The organism is Lentzea rhizosphaerae (assembly GCF_042649515.1).
Taxonomy (GTDB): domain Bacteria; phylum Actinomycetota; class Actinomycetes; order Mycobacteriales; family Pseudonocardiaceae; genus Lentzea; species Lentzea aerocolonigenes.
This window is the reverse complement of sequence record NZ_JBHRZI010000003.1, coordinates 163,736-180,517: the sequence shown is the minus strand read 5'-3', so window position 1 is coordinate 180,517 and position 16,782 is coordinate 163,736. Positions and strand designations below refer to the sequence as shown.

The 16,782-nt window shown below is 70.4% G+C and carries 16 protein-coding genes; 5 read left to right on the top strand and 11 right to left on the bottom strand.

Annotated features, from left to right (window positions below; all coding sequences use genetic code 11):
• Positions 1-36: 36 nt before the first annotated feature.
• From ACFOWZ_RS01310 to ACFOWZ_RS01300, 3 genes are all read right to left on the bottom strand, one after another.
• Positions 37-933, bottom strand: coding sequence for a hypothetical protein (locus ACFOWZ_RS01310; RefSeq protein ID WP_382367334.1), 897 nt, complete (start codon positions 931-933; stop codon positions 37-39).
• Positions 934-1,023: 90 nt separating this feature from the next.
• Entirely contained in the window at positions 1,024-1,764 is a 741-nt protein-coding gene (locus tag ACFOWZ_RS01305) for a maleylpyruvate isomerase family mycothiol-dependent enzyme (RefSeq protein ID WP_382367332.1), read from the bottom strand.
• Positions 1,761-2,378 carry a TetR/AcrR family transcriptional regulator gene (locus ACFOWZ_RS01300; protein ID WP_382367330.1) on the bottom strand — a complete coding sequence of 206 codons (618 nt, stop codon included), beginning with the start codon at positions 2,376-2,378 and terminating at the stop codon, positions 1,761-1,763. The genes ACFOWZ_RS01305 and ACFOWZ_RS01300 overlap by 4 nt, the downstream gene beginning before the upstream one ends.
• 53 nt (positions 2,379-2,431) lie before the next feature.
• Here ACFOWZ_RS01300 and ACFOWZ_RS01295 point away from each other — a divergent pair, with 53 nt between their 5' ends.
• On the top strand, positions 2,432-3,451 hold the full coding sequence (locus ACFOWZ_RS01295) for a DUF2399 domain-containing protein (RefSeq protein ID WP_382367328.1): 1,020 nt from the start codon (positions 2,432-2,434) through the stop codon (positions 3,449-3,451).
• Here the strand turns inward: ACFOWZ_RS01295 and ACFOWZ_RS01290 are convergent.
• Positions 3,440-3,907 (bottom strand): MarR family winged helix-turn-helix transcriptional regulator, encoded by a 468-nt coding sequence (locus tag ACFOWZ_RS01290; protein WP_382367326.1) that lies wholly within the window; start codon positions 3,905-3,907, stop codon positions 3,440-3,442. The two genes, ACFOWZ_RS01295 and ACFOWZ_RS01290, sit on opposite strands and share 12 nt — an antisense overlap.
• Before the next feature lie 56 nt (positions 3,908-3,963).
• On the opposite strand from ACFOWZ_RS01290, the gene ACFOWZ_RS01285 reads away from it, so the two are divergent.
• Entirely contained in the window at positions 3,964-5,166 is a 1,203-nt protein-coding gene (locus tag ACFOWZ_RS01285) for an FAD-dependent monooxygenase (RefSeq protein WP_382367324.1), read from the top strand.
• Positions 5,167-5,200: 34 nt separating this feature from the next.
• Complete coding sequence (locus tag ACFOWZ_RS01280; RefSeq protein ID WP_382367322.1) at positions 5,201-6,817, top strand: hypothetical protein; 1,617 nt, start codon at positions 5,201-5,203, stop codon at positions 6,815-6,817.
• On the opposite strand, the gene ACFOWZ_RS01275 is transcribed toward ACFOWZ_RS01280, so the two are convergent.
• Genes ACFOWZ_RS01275 through ACFOWZ_RS01245 form a run of 7 tightly spaced genes read right to left on the bottom strand, consistent with a single transcriptional unit; the run spans position 6,814 to position 14,076 of the window.
• Positions 6,814-7,971 (bottom strand): WXG100-like domain-containing protein, encoded by a 1,158-nt coding sequence (locus ACFOWZ_RS01275; RefSeq protein WP_382367320.1) that lies wholly within the window; start codon positions 7,969-7,971, stop codon positions 6,814-6,816. The genes ACFOWZ_RS01280 and ACFOWZ_RS01275 overlap by 4 nt on opposite strands.
• Before the next feature lie 3 nt (positions 7,972-7,974).
• A complete protein-coding gene (locus ACFOWZ_RS01270; RefSeq protein ID WP_382367318.1) occupies positions 7,975-8,283 on the bottom strand; it encodes a WXG100 family type VII secretion target in 309 nt (102 codons plus the stop codon).
• A complete protein-coding gene (locus ACFOWZ_RS01265; RefSeq protein WP_382367316.1) occupies positions 8,280-8,756 on the bottom strand; it encodes a YbaB/EbfC family nucleoid-associated protein in 477 nt (158 codons plus the stop codon). The genes ACFOWZ_RS01270 and ACFOWZ_RS01265 overlap by 4 nt, the downstream gene beginning before the upstream one ends.
• Positions 8,757-8,806: 50 nt before the next feature.
• The gene (gene nudC / locus ACFOWZ_RS01260; protein WP_382367314.1) at positions 8,807-9,754 is read right to left on the bottom strand and encodes an NAD(+) diphosphatase; all 948 of its coding nucleotides are present in this window, start codon (positions 9,752-9,754) and stop codon (positions 8,807-8,809) included.
• A complete protein-coding gene (locus tag ACFOWZ_RS01255) occupies positions 9,751-11,157 on the bottom strand; it encodes a M16 family metallopeptidase (RefSeq protein WP_382367312.1) in 1,407 nt (468 codons plus the stop codon). The genes nudC and ACFOWZ_RS01255 overlap by 4 nt, the downstream gene beginning before the upstream one ends.
• Positions 11,154-12,437: a M16 family metallopeptidase gene (locus tag ACFOWZ_RS01250; RefSeq protein ID WP_382367310.1), complete on the bottom strand. Its 1,284-nt coding sequence runs from the start codon at positions 12,435-12,437 to the stop codon at positions 11,154-11,156. Before ACFOWZ_RS01250 ends, ACFOWZ_RS01255 begins: the two co-directional genes overlap by 4 nt.
• Before the next feature lie 10 nt (positions 12,438-12,447).
• Entirely contained in the window at positions 12,448-14,076 is a 1,629-nt protein-coding gene (locus tag ACFOWZ_RS01245) for a DUF2207 domain-containing protein (protein ID WP_382367308.1), read from the bottom strand.
• A gap of 252 nt (positions 14,077-14,328) precedes the next feature.
• On the opposite strand from ACFOWZ_RS01245, the gene ACFOWZ_RS01240 reads away from it, so the two are divergent.
• Both ACFOWZ_RS01240 and ACFOWZ_RS01235 read left to right on the top strand, forming a co-directional pair.
• Positions 14,329-15,420 carry a neutral zinc metallopeptidase gene (locus ACFOWZ_RS01240; RefSeq protein ID WP_382367306.1) on the top strand — a complete coding sequence of 364 codons (1,092 nt, stop codon included), beginning with the start codon at positions 14,329-14,331 and terminating at the stop codon, positions 15,418-15,420.
• A 128-nt stretch (positions 15,421-15,548) separates the two neighbouring features.
• On the top strand, positions 15,549-16,778 hold the full coding sequence (locus ACFOWZ_RS01235; protein ID WP_382367304.1) for a neutral zinc metallopeptidase: 1,230 nt from the start codon (positions 15,549-15,551) through the stop codon (positions 16,776-16,778).
• Positions 16,779-16,782: the final 4 nt, after the last annotated feature.

The window sequence follows — 16,782 nt, the reverse complement described above, 5'->3', positions numbered from 1 at the left end:
AGGTGGACAAAAGCGCCGTTCATCGTTTCAACCGGATCAGTCGAGGATGCGGTCCGCCAGGTGCACGGCGCGCGTGAGCCTGGTGATCCGATCGGCGGAGACGTCCCAGGTGGTGCCCACCGGCTCCAGCGTGAGCACGACCATGATCTTGCGGTCGTGGCGCCCGTAGGTGCCGGTGGTGTGCATCGCCGGACGCGTCAGGTCGACGTCGGCGGCCGAACGCAGGCCCTCGCCCACCGGACCGTCCTTGGCGACACCGGGGTAGGTCTTCTGCGGCTTCCGCGATTCGACGCACGGCCTGGGCGGCGTGTCACCGAAGCGCGACCACCCCTGCTTGTAGGCGACCTCGCCGTGAACGACGCTCGGCAGGCCGAACGACTGGTCGAAGCCGTCGGTCGCGCACTTCGTCGCCTGGTGCAGGTTGCCCATGATGAAATCGCGGAACTTCGGGTGTGCCTGGTCGAGCACGTATCGGTAGATCTTGACGACGTCGGCCGCGCTGAGCGCCGTGTAGCCCCAGAACCCGACGTTGACCGGCGGTGCGGTGTCCTCGAGCCCCAGCTTCACGACCATGCGTTCGACGATCTTCTCCCAGCCCTCCTGGACCCAGAGCTCCGAAGCCGCGTTGTCGTCGCTCGACCTCAGCATCGGCTCCAGCCGCACCAGGTCGGCCTGCGGGATCTCGGCGTCAGGGCCGCGCTTTTCCAGGTAGTCGAGCGCGATGAGGATCTTGACCACCGACGCCGAGCGGTACTGCTTGTGCTCGTCCCAGGCGATCGTCGTACGTCCGGTCTTGCGGTCGAACACGGCGAACGCCGCCTGGGCGTCCGAGGCGATCTCAGCCCGGGGGTCGGCATTTGCGGGCAGCGGCGCCAGGAAAGTTGCCGTGACCGCCGCCGTGACCCCTGCGGCGAGCAGTCGAATTTTCTTCATGTCCCAGTAGACGCCTCACGTGTCGCCGAGGATGCCCCGGATGCCCGTATTCGCGACCGATGGGTACGGCCGTCCTGAGTGGATCGTTCCCTAGAACGGCACCTCGGTGTCCAGCGGGGCGCTGCCGCGTCCGGAGAGCGCGCGGCAGAACTCGACCGCGTCGAACTCCAGCACCGGGCCGCCCTCGCCCCACGTGCCGCCCGCCGGACCGGTCAGGTGCAGGGTGAACGGCCTGCCGTGCCGCTGCGCCCACTCGCGCACGACGTCGTCGACGAGCACGCCGTCGTGGTCGGCGGTGAGCACCAGCGGTGCCCCGACGGCCCGCGAGATGTCGACCCGGTGCATCCACGGGTCGCGAGTCATGATCACGTCACCGAGGAAGCCGAGCGTCCACGTCTCGTCGCGGCCGTTGATCTGCTGCGCCTGGCCCATCTTCTGCTTGCGCACGAACCACGGCATGCGGCGCCGTCCCTTGACCGCGCGCGGGGCCACCTCGGCGTAGCGGGCGGTGATGCCGGCCGGGGACATGTCCGTGCGCTCGGCCACCTGGAGCTCGGTCAGCGCGTCGATGAACACGCCGCCGCGTTTCTCCGCCGCCTTGACCTGGCGCAGGCTCTCGCGGATGGACGCGGACATCTCCGCCATGCCCAGCATGTGCGCGGCCATCGCGCGCACGTCCCACCCCGGGCAGTCGGTGGGCCTGGCCCAGTCCTGAGGCCCGAGGTCGTCGAGCAGCGCGACGACCCGTCCGTACTCGGTTTCGGCGAGGCGCACCGCGATGTCGCGGTCGAGCGCGGAGCTTCTGGGTCTGGTGGCGAGTGCGGAAGTCATGTCGTGCTCCTCAGCGGAGGTCCGGGAAGGTCGAGGTCGTCAGCGAACATGTCGATCACGCGCGGCAGCTGACGGAGCCAGCGGTCGCCACCGGGCTCGTTGGCGAGCTGCCGTTCCAGCAACCCGCCGCCGAGGGCGAGGAAGAGGTCGACGTCAGCGCCGTCGGTGATGCCGAGCCGGTGGAACGTCCGCTGCAGCAGATCGATGACCTGCACCGACGGCGCGTAGGCAGCCTCGGACGGCACGAAGCCGGGGATCGAGCGCTGGTTCATCAGCTGGTAGCGGGCCACGTCGGTGACCGAGAAGTCGTAGAAGTGGCGGACGATCGCCAGCAACGCCTCGCGCGGCGCTTCCGGCAGGTCGCGGAAGTTCTTCTCGGCCTCGGCCAGGAACAGCGTCCAGGCCTGGCCGAACATCGCGTCGTAGATCGCGTTCTTCGAGTCGAAGTGCGAGTACAGCGACGGCGAGCGCATGCCGATCATGGCCGCGACCTCGCGCAACGTCACGGCGGCCAGCCCGTCGCGGCGCGCGATCTCCCACGCGGCGTCGACTATCTCTCTTCGGGTGGCCTCACGCCGTTCGGCTTGCCTATCACGATTAGGTGCGGCGCTCATGGTTAGGTACGGTCCGCTCACGGCGACGGGAAGTCAAGGCCTAAGTTGAGGTCGTGACTGAGTTCGACCGCCCTGAGCTGGCAGAGTTCTGGCGCCTCGCCCGCGAGACGATGGAGGGCGGCGGCCGCTCGGCGTTCAGCTTCCGCGTCGAGGACGCCCGCACCGCGACCGCGCTCGGCGAGCTCCTCCGCAAACCGGTCGCGCACCCGGCGCGTCGCCAGATCTCACTGGCACGTCTCGACGAACACGTTCGCGCGCACGGCAGCACCCTGCCCGAGGTCCTGGAGTCCGTGCACGGCAAGCCGGTCGGGATGTCCAGCACCGAGGAGGCGTCCACCGCGGACGCCGTGCTGAGGTTCGCCCTGCGCGAGCACGGCCTGCTGCACGCGCCCTGGGCGGCCGAGTGGATCGAGCACGTGCGCAGGTACGGCAAGATCCCGCAGCCCGCGTTGCCGATGATCGCGAACCAGGCGGCGTCGATCCTGGCGAGGCTGACGGGTGAACCACGGCAGTGGACGACCCGGTTCGCCTTGGCGGGCAACGATCTCGACGACGGCCGTCCGCTCACCCGCGTCGTGCGGCAGGCGTTGCGGCTCGCCGGCACCGACTGGGAACGCGCCGGGGTGCTGCCGGACGCGTACAGCCACCCGGTGCTGACCTCCCAGGGCTACCTGACGTTGAACGACACCCTGCAAGCACGGGAGATCACGGTCGTCCGCAGCCCGCGCCTGCTCGAGTCCGGTGTACCCGGACCGTTGGTGGTGCTGCCGAACGGCCTGACGGCACAGGCGAAGCACCACCTCGACGGCAAGATCGTCCGGTGCCACAACGACTTCACGCCGGACGGCATCCGCACCACCAACGAGGTCCTCGCCTGGACGGGCGGAACGGCGTGGCGGATGTCGGCGAACGACTACCGCGAGGCCGTGGCCACGCTGATCGCCCGCGGCGTGGAGCTGCCGACCCTCAACTCACGCCCGGAGAACGCGAGCTGGGACCCGGACCTGGCCGAGACGATGGCCACGACCGGCCTGATGGTCACCGAGGAGCACGTGCTGCCGTCACTCCTCTGACGGCGCGAACCGCTTCACGTCCCACCGTCCGTGCCCCTCGAGCAGCTTGCGCCCGATCCGGCGCAGGTCGGCGAGGTCGCGGTCGTTCAGCAACCCGGTGAACTCCTCGGCGAGCGACGCCCGGTACACGCGCGCCGTGGTGCCGAGACACGCTTCCTCGCCCTCCTCGGTGAGCACGGCGTAGACGAGCCGCCGGTTGTCCGGCGGCTGCTCGCGCGTCACCCAGCCGCGCTTCACCAGCCGTTCGATCAGCCGCGTGACTCCGGACGGGCTCACGTCCAGCAGCTCGGCGAGCTCCAGCATCTTCAGCCGCCCGCCGTTGTGGTGCAGCTGGTAGAGCGCCACGTGCTCCAGCAGCGAGCACCCGGCGTCGGCCTCCATGCGGCGTCCCATCGCGGCCCTCACCGCGTCGACGCCCTGCTGCACGTACAGCCACGAGTAGATCGGCTCCGTCACCACCTCATCCTAAAACAGGTTTGACACCGCGATGTTTTCATCATCAAATGTTGTGCATGAAAACATCATCCGACGTCACCGTCGTCGGCGCCGGCCCTGTCGGTCTCCTGCTCGCCTGCGAACTGGCGCTGCAGGGCGTCCGCACCACCGTGCTCGAACGCCTCACCACTCAGGCCGACACCATCAAGGCCCACATGATCAGCGGCCGCACGTTCGACATGCTCGCGATGCGCGGCCTCGGCCCGGCCATCACCGCCGCGAGCGAGGCCGAGACCTCCCGCCTCGCCTGGTACCGCGCCAGCACCGGCCACTTCGCGGGACTGTTCAAACTGGACGGTCAAGACCTGGTCGTGCTGAGCCAGCAGGCCCTGGAACGCGTTCTCGAAGCCCACGCCCTGGAACTGGGCGTGACGATCCACCGCGGTGTCGAGGTGACCAGCCTCGACTTCGACTCGGACTACGTCGTCGGCTGCGACGGCGGCCGCAGCACCGTCCGCAAGCTCGCCGGCATCGACTTCCCCGGCACCGGCCCGAGCCTCACCGGCTACCAGGCGATCGTCGACCTCGACGGCGAGCTCGACCGCGGCTGGAACCGCACGCCCACCGGCGTCTACGCCTCCGGTCCGCTCCAGGGCCGGATCATGATGATCGAGTACGACGGTCCTCCCGAGACCCGCGAACCCACCCGCGAGGTGCTGGAAGCGTCGCTGCGCCGGGTCAGCGGCCGCGACGTCCGCATCACCGCCGTCCACACCGCCACGGTCTGGACCGACAACACCCGCCAGGCCGCCACCTACCGCCGCGGCAACGTCCTGCTCGCGGGCGACGCGGCCCACGTGCACTCCCCGTTCGGCGGCCAGGGCCTGAACCTCGGCCTGCACGACGCGCTGAACCTCGGCTGGAAGCTCGCGACCGGCGACTCCGAGCTGATCGACACCTACACCACCGAACGCCACCCGGTCGCGGAACGCGTGCTGCGCAACACCATGGCCCAGGTCGCCCTCACCCGCCCCGACCCGCAGGCCCGCGAGCTGTACTCGCTCTTCAGCGACCTGCTGGAGCTGCCGGAGGTCAGACGCCGCATCTCCGCGATGGTCCAGGGCACCGACATCCGTTACGAGACGGGCTGCGACCACCCGCTCGCGGGCACCTTCGTTCCCGGCCTCGACCTGTCCGCCGGCTTGGGCACCAGCATCGTGCTGGACGGCCTCGAAGCAGACGTCCGCCCGGACGGCTACATCTCCAGGATCACCACGTGATGCGTCCGGCGGGCGTCCTCGCCAGGATGGGGCCGTGAAACCGCACCACTGGCCATTCGTCGCGCTGGCCGTGTCGGCCGTCGCCGCGATCACCGCCGTGATCGTCGTGGGCAGCAAGTCGCCCGCGGTCAACGTGCCGATCCTGTTCGGACTTCCGTTCGCCGCGACGTACCTGGCGCACCTGGTGTCGAAGCGCGCACCGGGCAAGGTGTTGTTCGAGTTCCGCGTCGACCCGAGGCCGAGCTGGTACAACGACGCCGTCGAGGTGACGGGCAGCGGCCTGGAGATCACGGCGTCGTCCGGCGGCGGGCGGATGGCGTCGGGCGGACCGACCAGGCTCTCCTACGGGTTCACCGACCTCCTCGGCATCAGCACGCGGCAGGCGGTGCCCGGCGAGGCGCCGTGGATCACGCTCACCGACGGACGCGGGCTTCCCGTGCCGTCCGGTGACGTCGTGGTGCTGCGGACGACGACGGGTGAACAGGTCCTGCCGGTCGAGACCCCGCAGAAGTTCGTCGCCCTCGTGCGATCACGGGTCTCCGGCCTGCCCGAGGTCCACTCCACCCCCGCCGTGCAGACCGCCGGCCACCTCGACGAGGTCGGCGAGGCCCCACCGCCGGCCGGGGAGCGGACCACCCCGGTCGACGGGCCGGCCGTGTCGCTCACCGGGCCACCACTCGCGGTGCGCTGGCTGGTCGGCGCAACGCTCGCGCTGGCAGGAACCGTTGTCCTGCCTGCGGTTGCACTGATCACGACGCCCGGTGTGCCGTGGATCGTGGTCACCGTCCCAGGTGTCGCCGGGCTGGTGTGGGTGCTCAACCGGAACGTGCCGCGGACCTGGGGCCGGGTGGCTCTGCTCTCGGTGCCCGTCAGCGTGGTCTGGTTGATCGGCATGGGCAGATTCCTCTGGATCCCCGTTCTGCTCGTGCTGTGTCCGGTGCTCGGTCACCTCGGCGGGCGGATGTTCCGGCTGGGCGCCAACCTCGGCCGCAGCGTCGAGGTGCGGGTGCCGTTGCGCGACGGCGCGTCGCTGTACGTGCAGCGGGATCGCCTGGTGCACAGGCCGAGCAGGGCGCAGGCGCCCGGTGTCCCCGCTCAAGCCGTGTGGCTCGGTGACGTCACGCTCGCGCAGCCAGGCTCTGCGCCGGATGTGTACCAGTGGCCTGCACCCACTGGCGCCACGGCGTTCGTCGGCCAGAACCCGCTGCTGCGTCTGGTGGCGCGGCCGCAGCAGTGGATCCTGCCGGTGACGCGGGCCGGTGAGCTCGCCGAGCTGATCCGCTCCAGGCGAGGAACGCCGACGCTGCCCACCCTGACCTCGGTCGACGAGTGGCGAGTGCTGCGTCAGTGGGCAGTGCGGCGGACAGTCGGAATGGGCAGGGGCACCTACGCGCCCGCCGGCATCGGGTGGCGGCTGTTCGCAGCGGCGTTCACCGGCCAGTACGCCTGGATGTTCCTCGCCGTCGGCGCCGATGCGTGGATCGGAATCCTGATCTCGGTGACGCTGACCGCGTGGCTGCTGGCCGACTGGTGGCGGGTGCGCGGCCGGATGCGGGTCGCGGAGCACAACGCGCTGCCGCCGGGCAGCCGGGACTGGGGTGAGACCCGCGCCGATCACGCCCCGATTCCCGGCTGGCGGCCCTGGCGCTAGCCCTGCTTCGGAGGATCGGGCAGGTCGAGCCGCCCGACCATGCGCGGTGGGTTCGCCGAGGACTTGACCTGGTAGTCGCTGTCCTCGGGGTCGTTGACGTTGTTCGGTCCGCCGTCGCCGGGGATCTTGCTCGCGTTCTCCGAGCCCCATCCGCCGTGGTACGGGTTGCCCTCGGTGTTGGCGCGCGTGGTCGACCCTTCGGGCGTGGTGTAGGTGTGCCCCTGCGTGTTCTGCCCGCTCGTCGTGACGACGCCGGTGTCGGGATCGGTGTGAGTGCCGGTGTCCCAGGTGTTCGACAGGCCTTCGTGCCTGTTCTGCATGCCGCCCACCGCACCACCGACGCTGCCGGAGACACCGCCGGACAGGATCGCCGAGCCGAAGTCCTCGGCGGAGACCTTGCCGTGCGCCACGTTGTTCAGCACGTTGCCACCCGCACCAGAGATGGCACCCTCCACCGCACCACGGCCTGCGGCCTGCAAGAAGTTCTTCGACGTGTTGCCGAGCGCGGAGCTGCCCGCACCGACCAGTCCACCCGCGACACCCGCGGCGACACCCGCGATGCCCGCGTCGACGGTCTTGCTGACGTCCCACGACTTCCGCTCGCCGAAGACCAGCTGACCACCCTGGATGAGCGCGTCGACGCCGACGTTCATGATCACGTTGATGATGATCTGCCGGACGAGCTGCTGGAAGATCATTCGGACGGTGATCTGGGTGGCGGCCTGCGCAATCGGAATGCCCGCGGTGGACGCGCCGAACGTGGCCACCGCCGAGGCGATCATCGCGGCGATCTGCGCGGCCAGGATGATCAGGGCGGCGATGATGCTGAGCTTCGTGTACTCGATGCCCAGTGCCGCGTTGTCACACCCAGCGGCGAGGTCGGTGCAGATCTGCTGCAGGGTGACCAGGTAGGCGTCGCCCTCGGTGTATTTCTTCCAGTACTCCTCGAACTTCTCCGCGGTCTGCCCGCTCATGCAGCCCAGTGCGGCCGTCGACGCGCTGTTGCCGTCACCGAGCACCTCGCCGACGGCCTTCGCGGCCGCTGCCCACGCGTCCCGCATCGCCCACAGCTTCGTCTCGTCGCCCTCGGGCCAGTCCGCGCCGACCACGATCGGCGTGAGCCACTGGACGGCACCTGGAATCTCGATGCCCACGGCTCACTTCCCTCCCAGCGACCGAGCGCCACCCTTGTCGGCGGCTTCCCAGGTGTCCGCGGAGGCGTCCAGACCTTCCCGGATCGAGTGAATGCCCTCGGCGAGCGCGGGAAAAGCCTGCCGCGCCTTGTCCGCGATCGGCACGTACGACTTCTCGAACTCCTTGCCCGCGTCGTCGCCGCCCCAGCAGCCGTTGTTCGCGTCGAGCACGCCGCGCAGCGCCTCCCACGCCGTCTGGAGCTTGTCGCCCGCCGCCGAGAACTTCGGTGACGCCGAGCGCAACGCCGTCGGGTCTACCTCGAAGCCCGTCACCACTGGCTCCCGCGACGGTCCATGAAGGACTCCGGCGGCTCGTCGTCGTCCTGGCGCGGCGCGGCCGGCGGCACGACGGGCGGCGGCGCCGGGATGAGGTCCTTGAGGGACGGCATGCCGGGGAAGAGGTCCGGCAGGTCGGGAACGTTCTCCTGGTAGGGCGCGAGCACGGCGTCGGCCTGCTCGCGCGCGACCAGGGCGGCCCGCTGGATCGTCGCCACGACGCTCTGCCCCAGTTTCTCCGGGGTGCTGCGTTCGAACGCGGCCGGGGCGAACGTGACGCCGGTGACGATGCCACCGGCGTTGACCGTGACCTCGACGAGGCCGTCCTGCGAGGTCGCGCGGCCGACCTTGGCCATGGCCTCGGCCTGCGCCTGTTTCAGCTCGGCGGTCTGCCGTTCGAGGTTCGCCAGCATCGTGTCGACCTGGCCGCGCAACGCCGCGTTGCGCGCCTCCAGCTCCGGGTTGCTCATACCCAGACCACACCGGATTAGGCCGTTCGGCGCAACCCGGTGCCGTGACCCTAGGCCGCGCCGGACCAGCTCTGCAGCATGCGGAACGCGATCGACGCGCCACCCGCGAGCCCGAGCCCGGGAACGCTCCCCGGTTCCTCGATCGCCTTGCGGACGTCGGCCCGCGACACCCACTTGGCCTCGGCGATCTCGCCCTCCGCGGGCCGCAACGGCTCGGCCGGATCCGCGACGGCCTCGAAGCCGATCATCAACGACCGCGGGAACGGCCACGGCTGCGAACCGAGGTAGCGGATGTCCTTCACGGTCACGCCGACCTCTTCGAAGATCTCGCGCGCGACACAGGCCTCCAGGGACTCCCCGGCCTCGACGAACCCGGCGAGCACCGAGAACCGGCCTTCCGGCCACTCCGGCCCGCGAGCGACGAGCACCTGGTCGGCCCCGTCGTGCACGAGGCAGATCACCGCGGAGTCGGTCCGCGGGTACTCCTCCCGCCCGCACCCGGAGCAGACACTCAGCCAGCCCGACTTCTCCAGCACGGTCCTGGCGCCGCACTTGGCGCAGTACTTGCCGAGCCGGTGCCACTGGAACAACGCCGCCGCGGTCGTGAACAACCCGGCCGACATGTCGTCCAGCGTCGCACCGGCCTGCCGCAGGTCGAGCCACTGCGGCTCGTCCGTCAGCTCCGGCGCGACCCACGAACGACCGACCGGAACCTGGTCGTCGGACTCGGCGGGCATCAGCACGGCGAAGTACGCCACGCCGTCCTGCTCACCCAGCAGGACGGCGTTCACGGGCGGCTGGTCGCCGAAGTCCACGGCCGGCCGGTCGGCCAGCCGCGTGCCCCGGTCCGCGACCAGCGTGCGGCCACGCGTGTCGACAACGATCATCCGGGCCTTGGGCCAGAGCGCGGCGAGCTTCTCGTCGTCGCCGCGCAACGGCTCACACCGGTCGACCACGAACCGCGACAGCGCGGGCAGCGATGCCAGGTCGAAGGTCACTGGAACGAGACCCCGCCCAGCGCGGCGAGCTTCGGCTTGAGCTGCTCGGCGTCACCGACGAGCACACCGGTGAAGTTGCCCGGCGCGAAGAACTCCAGTGCCGCCGCGGCCACCTGCTCCGGCGTGACGGCCTGCAACCGCTGCGGGTGCGCGACCAGCCAGTCGATGCCCAGACCGAGCGCGACGAGGTTCACGACGAACGACGCCAGGCCGCCCTGCGAGGACGTGCTGGTGAGCAGCGTGCCGATCGCGTACCGGCGCGCGACGTCCACTTCGGACTCCGACGGCGGCACCATGCCGAGCCGCGCGAGCTCGTACCGGGTCTCCAGCAGCGCCGCGGCCGTGACGTCGGACGCCGTGTCCGCGTCGATCAGCAGCGTGGCGCCGTGGATCGTGAACTCGGGGTGCGAACGGGCGCTGTAGGTGTAGCCCTTGTCCTCGCGGATGTTCTCGACCAGGCGGGACGAGAAGAACCCGCCGTAGACCAGGTTCGCGAGCTGCAACGCGGGGTAGCGCTCGTCCGTGCGCGGGATCGCCTGCGCGGCGAGGCGGATCTGCGACTGCACGGCACCGGCGCGGTGCACCAGCAGCACGTCGCCGCCCTCGACGGCGGGCAGCGGCGGCAGCTGGACGGCCTCGCCCTCGCCCTGCCACGCGCCCAGCGCCTCGCCGACCTGCGCGACGGCCTCGGCGGGCTCCACGTCGCCGACGATCACGAAGACCGAGCCGCGCGGCAGCAACGCCTTGGCGTGCAACGCCACCACTTCGTCACGGGTGACGGCGGCGACCTCGTCGGCCTCCGGCATCTCCTTGGCGTACGGGTGGTCGCCGTACAGCTTCTTCTGCAACGCCTCGCGCGCGATGACGTTCGGCTGCGAGCGGGCGAGCGTGATGCGTTCGACGAGACGGGCGCGTTCGCGCTCCAGCTCGTCGGCCGGGTACGCCGCCGACGTCAGCACGTCGCGGAGCACGTCCAGCACGGTGCCCAGGCCCGTGGCCAGAGCGTTGCCGGTGAAGCTGAGGCGCTCCGGGTCGACCACGGAGTCGAGCTCGCCGCCGACCAGCGCCAGCTCGGTGTCGATCTGCACGCGCGAACGGGTCGCGGTGCCGGTCAGCACGGTGTTCGCGAGGATCTCCGCCTGCGCCGAGTGCGCCGAGCCCTCGCTGGACGTCGCCGGGTCCGCGAACGGGACGCGCAGCCGCACCTCGACCATCGGCACGGTGGCGCGCTTGATCGCGATGACGCGCAACCCGTTCGGCAGCACCGTGTCCACAGTGGACAGGTCAGCGGCCGCCTTCTGCGAGCCCAGCTCCGGCAGCGGACGCGGGCCGACCTCGGTGCGTCCGATCTCCTCGGCCGTCCGGTGGGTCTTACGCCCCGGAGAGGAAATTGAGACAGTCACTGAGCTCCTCCGGTGGGCTTGACGAAGAGAAGGGCGCGGGCGTCGGGACGCAGCGCCTTGGCCGCGGCGGACACCTCGTCCACGGTCACCGAGGCGATCCGACGGGGGAGTTCGTAGATCAGCTCGGCGCGGCCGAACAGCAGCTCCGCGGAGCCGAGGCCCAGCGTGCGGTTCGTGAGCCGGTCGTGCTCCTTGTGCATGGTCGACGCCCAGCGGGCCGTGACCTTCGCGAGCTCCTCCGCCGACGGCGGTTCCTGCGCGAGCTTCTGCAGTTCCTCGTCGATGGCCGCGATGACCTGGTCGGGCGAGACCTCGGCGGTGTGGATCGCGGTGATGCTGAACGTGTCCGGGTCGCGGGCCTCGAGCGGGCCGAACAAGCCGCAGCCGGCGTTCAGGTCGATCACGATGCCCTCGCGGTGCACCAGGCGCTGCTGCAGGCGGGAGCTGTCACCGTCGGTCAGCACGCCGGCGAGCACCAGGTACGCGAGGTAGCCGTCGATGTCGGTGACCGGGTCCGGCACGCGGTAGCCGATCGCGATCGCGGGCAGCGGGGCCAGCGCGTCGCCGTGCTCGTGGCGCACCTCGCCCTGCGGGGCGGGCTCGGCGAACGACGGGCGCTCCGGCTTCGGACGTGCGGGCACGTCGCCGAAGTGCTTCTCCACCAACGCCTTCGTGGCCTCGACGTCGAGGTCGCCCGCCACCGTCAGCACCGCGTTCGCCGGGCTGTAGTAGGTGTCGAAGAACTCCGCGCAGTCGTCGACCGTGGCGCTCTCCAGGTCGACGAAGTCGCCGTAGCCGTTGTGCGCGTTGGCGAACGTCTTGAACAGCACCGCGGGCAGGAGGATCCAGGGGAACCCGCCGTACGGGCGGTTCAGCACGTTGAGCCGGATCTCCTCCTTCACCACGTCGATCTGGTTGCGGAGGTTCTCCTCGGTGAGCTTCGGCGCGCGCATGCGGTCGGCTTCGAGGAACAGTGCCCGCTCCAGCGCCGCGCTCGGCAGCACCTGGTAGTAGTCCGTGTAGTCCGGGTGCGTGGACCCGTTGAACGTGCCGCCCGACGACTGCACGTGCCGGAAGTGGGCCAGCTTCTCCAGGCTCTCGCTGCCCTGGAACATCAGGTGCTCGAAGAGGTGCGCGAAGCCGGTGCGCCCCTCCGGCTCGGAGCGGAAGCCGACGTCGTAGTGCACGCTGACGCCGACGACCGGTGCGCTGGCGTCGGGGGCGAGCACCACCCGCAGGCCGTTGGGCAACGTGAACCTGTGCAGTTCGGGTGAGGCCATGCAGGCAAGCCTACGGGTTCGGCGCCCGGAGCGATCGAAGGTGGCCCGCCTGGGCGAGCACGCCGTCGAGCGCCCCGAGGAACGCGGGGAAGCTGCGCCGGAAGTCGGACGCGTTCCCGTACCAGTAGAGGTCCTGCTGCCCGAACTTGGTCAGCCACCCCTCGGTCTCGCCGAGCACCACCGCGTACGGCAGCGAGCGCGAGAACACGAGCTCGCGGTCCTCCTCCGGAACGTCGTCCGGCTTCACGCCGTGCAGGTACCCGCGCAGGCCCCGGACGTGCTCCAGCAGCTCACTGCCGCGCTTGGTGCGGGCGGGCATCGACCGCGCGCCGAACGCCAGCGCGACACCGCCGACCGCGACGGCGAGCCCGAACAGCGCGTTGCCGACCGTCAGCGCCAGCACGACGGTCGCGACCAGGCCGAGGACCGCGATCACGACACCGACCCACCAGAACAGGCTGCGCTCGGCGTCCGGGCGGCGCACGAACCAGCGCTTCTCCACGACGTCCGCGTACAGCTCGTCGCGGACGAGGGCGAGATCGATCCGCCGGCCGCGGAGCTCGGACACCGTCACGGCGTCGACCCCCTGCGGCAGAAGGGCTTCGTAGACGGCCCGCTCGTAGCCGGACAGCGAGGCGTCGGCGGGGTTGCGGCGCACGATCTGCCAGTCGTGACTGAAACCATCCTCTTGGCGTATCTCGGCGATCCACAGGTAGTTGCGCACGGCGAGGTCGATGACCGTGGCGGTCACGTCGACGACGTCCACGTGCTCGTCGACGACGGTGCCGACCTGGCCGGGCAGCACGCCGTCGGGTGAGGCGAACGCGACCCTGTTGTTCTGGTCGCGCACCAGGACGCTGACCGCGCCGACCTCGCTGGCGAGCGCCGCCGCATCACGGCCGCGCAGGTACCACAGCAGCGCGACACCACCGAGCAACAGCACGAGGAGCCCGCCGAGCGCGGCACCGCTGACCGGGGTGAGCGCGAAGGCCGCGGCCAGCCCGGACTGCTCGACCACGACGGCGTTGGGCGGCACGACCCCGGCGGACAGTCCGATCGCGACGTCGACCCGTTCACCCGCGCCGAGCTTGATCTCCTGCGCCCGCACGCCCTTGCCGTCCGCGAGGTCCGCGCTCGTGCACGGCTGCGACGAGCCGACAGGCCCCGCGAGGCAGTTGACCGACGTCGGGGAGTCCGGTGCGGAGAACGTGACGGCGACCTTGTCGAGCTCGGTGTCCCAGCCACCGGCGACCTGCCAGCGCACCTCCAGCGCGTCACCGACGGGAGCGACCGCGCCGACGACCGTGTAGGTCAGCGTGGCCTGCCCGCCCTCGAGCGTGACGGAGAACTCGTCGCCGCTGACGGCCGCGCTGCCCTTGCCCTCGACCTTCGCGTCGATGACCTGGTACTGGCGCTCGAGGTCGTTGCCGACCGCGAGTCGCAAGGGGACGGTCCGCTTCACCGTCTTGCCGTCCGGCACGTGGACGGCCTCGGTGACGGACAGCCTGGAGTCGCGCTCCAGCTTCATCCGCACCTCGGTGCTGACGGTTCCCGGCAGCGGCTGCGCGAGCGCGCCGGCAGCCGTCACGGACGTCAGCGCGGCTGCGACGAAGATCGCCACTCCCCAGTTCTTCAACACGGCTGCGGACAATACTGGAGTCCTCATATGCTCCGGCGGACTTTCGAACAGACGCCATCTGGGGGATTTTCGGCGATGACACCGCCAACGCCGCCGGGCAGTTTTCCGCCACCACGCCCGGTGGGCCCACCGCCTGTGCCCGCAGCACCGCCGTACGGGCCGCCGATGCCTCCCCGCCCGGTTCAGGGGCCGCCGCCGGGCATGCGTCCGCCTGTGGGACCACCGCCGCCCCCGATGGGTCCACGGCCCCCGATGACTCCTTTCGCGTACGGCCCTCCACCCGGCCGCGCACCCCACCCGGTCATGCCGCCGCCGCGTCCGGTCATGCCCCCACCGCAGCCGACCTGGGGCCACCACCCGCACCCCGGATTCGCGCCGTACCCGGTCATGCCTCCACGCAGGAGCAGCAGCGGCCCGATCCTGGCCCTGGTGCTCGGCGGCGTGGTGATCCTCGGCCTCGGCGCAGTAGGTGTGTTCGCAGCGGCGTTGAACAGCAAGACGAAGGACTCGGGCTACTCGAACTACACGACGTACAGCCCCACCTACTCCTACACGAGCACCACGACGACAACGACCACCACGACAACCACGTCGTCGACCAGGACATCCACCCCGTCGACCCCGGCAGGTCCGAAGGCCGTCTACAAGCTCGCCGACCACCCGATCTTCGCCACCAACGTCGGCGCGAACGACTTCGACTCGTGCCCGCTGCCGAAGATGGAGTACAACCCGGCGGGCGAGGAGCGGTTCCTGTCGGCGGCGCTGCCGTGCATCGAGAAGGCGTGGCAGCCGGCGTTGAAGGCGGCCAACCTGCCGTACCAGCCGGTGGAGCTCCAGGTGTTCACCGGCAGCACGCAGACGCCCTGCGGCTCGCGAAGGGCCGACACGACAGCGATGTTCTGCCGCGGGGTCATCTACTGGCCGGGCAACTTCTACGCCAACGAGCAGAACGGGACCCGGCACCCCGGCGTGTACCTCGGTCAGCTCGGCCACGAGTACGGCCACCACGTCCAGTGGCTCACCGGCATGATGCGCGCCGCCGACCAGGCCCAGTACGACGTCGGCGGCTTCGACACCACCAAGGGTCTCGAGCTCAACCGGAGGCTGGAGCTCCAGGCGACCTGCCTCGGCGGCATGACGCTGGCGCCGTTCTCGCACAAGAACGTCGTGCCCATGGACGTCGTGAACACCGGTCTGACAGACGCGGGCCAACGCGGCGATTACAACCGCACGCCAGACCACGGCAGTGCACCGAACAACGAGCGTTGGGTGATGCACGGCCACAAGCAGAACAACATCAAGGCCTGCAACACCTGGGCGGCGAGTTCCGCGGACGTCTCGTGAACCGATCCGCCGGCCCGCGCGTCTGAAGAAACGTGGACGGGACGCGTTAGCCCGGTCGGGGGACGCGCGATCTCTGTCCGCCTATGCTCGTACCCGACCCAGGCTCACCAATGGGGGGACCTCAGGCGATGACGCAACCACCGCCGCCGGGCAGTTGGCCACCGCCACGCCCGGTCGGCCCGCCACCGATGCCCGCACCACTCGGGCAGCAGCGTCCGCCACAAGGCCCGCCACCTCCTCCGTACGGCGCGCCACCACCACAGGGACCCCCTCCTGGCCAGTACGGCCACTACGGTCCGCCGCCACCCGTCCAGGTGATGCCGCCGCCGCAACCGACGTGGGGCGCACCGCCCAACGGCTATGCGCCGTACCCGGTCATGCCACCGCCGCGCCGCAAGAACAACGGCCCGATGGTCGCGCTGATCCTCGGCGGTGTGGTGATCCTCGGCCTGGGAGCGATCGGCGTCTTCGCGGCGACCTTGAACGCCAACTCCAGCGACGCGGGCTACTCGAACTACACGACGTACAGCCCGACCTTCACGGCTGCCCCCACCACCACCGAGGCCACCACGACGACGGCGCCGTCACGCACGTCGGCCTCCCGCACGCCGACGTCCCAGCCGACCCAGGCGGGTCCCAAGGCCATCTACGCGCTGGCCGACCACCCGTTCCTGAAGCCTGCCTTCGGCGCGAACACGATCTCCGGCTGCCCGCTCCCGGCGATGGACTACTCGCCGGCGGGCCAGGACCGCTTCCTGCGGGCGGCACTGCCGTGCATCGAGAGCATGTGGAAGCCGGCCCTCCAGGCGGCCAACCTCCCGTACCAGCCCGTTGAGCTGCACGTCGTCACCGAGACGTCGCAGTACCCGTGCGGCACCGTGCGCCCCGACCAGACCGCGCGGTACTGCCAGGGCGGCATCTACTGGACGGCCAACGCCTACGCCGCCGAACGCAACCCGAACAACCCGAACCACCCCGGCAAGTACCTGGGCCAGCTCGCTCACGAGTACGGCCACCACATCCAGTGGCTCACCGGAATGCTGAAAGCGTCGGACCGCGCGCAGTACGACGCGGGAGGGTGGGATACTCCGAAGGGCCTCGACCTGAACCGCCGGATGGAGCTGCAAGCAACCTGCTTCGGAGGCATGACCCTGGCCCCGCTCTCGCACGGAGCGGTGCCCATGGACGTGATCCGGGTGGGTCTGACCGACGCGGGCAACCGGGGCGACTACGACATCTACCCGACCAAGGACCACGGCACACCGGAGAACAACGCCACCTGGGTCGACCGCGGTTACAAATCGAACAAGGCGTCGGAGTGCAACACCTGGGCAGCGGACCCGGGTTCTGTCTCCTAGAAAG

What these genes read in the sequence shown, in the direction of transcription:
- ACFOWZ_RS01300 (WP_382367330.1), bottom strand. Translation starts at nt 2,378, where the DNA reads ATGAGCGCCGCACCTAATCGTGATAGGCAAGCCGAACGGCGTGAGGCC.
- ACFOWZ_RS01305 (WP_382367332.1), bottom strand. Translation starts at nt 1,764, where the DNA reads ATGACTTCCGCACTCGCCACCAGACCCAGAAGCTCCGCGCTCGACCGC.
- ACFOWZ_RS01265 (WP_382367316.1), bottom strand. Translation starts at nt 8,756, where the DNA reads ATGAGCAACCCGGAGCTGGAGGCGCGCAACGCGGCGTTGCGCGGCCAG.
- ACFOWZ_RS01310 (WP_382367334.1), bottom strand. Translation starts at nt 933, where the DNA reads ATGAAGAAAATTCGACTGCTCGCCGCAGGGGTCACGGCGGCGGTCACG.
- ACFOWZ_RS01240 (WP_382367306.1), top strand. Translation starts at nt 14,329, where the DNA reads ATGACTCCTTTCGCGTACGGCCCTCCACCCGGCCGCGCACCCCACCCG.
- ACFOWZ_RS01235 (WP_382367304.1), top strand. Translation starts at nt 15,549, where the DNA reads ATGACGCAACCACCGCCGCCGGGCAGTTGGCCACCGCCACGCCCGGTC.
- ACFOWZ_RS01285 (WP_382367324.1), top strand. Translation starts at nt 3,964, where the DNA reads ATGAAAACATCATCCGACGTCACCGTCGTCGGCGCCGGCCCTGTCGGT.
- ACFOWZ_RS01250 (WP_382367310.1), bottom strand. Translation starts at nt 12,437, where the DNA reads ATGGCCTCACCCGAACTGCACAGGTTCACGTTGCCCAACGGCCTGCGG.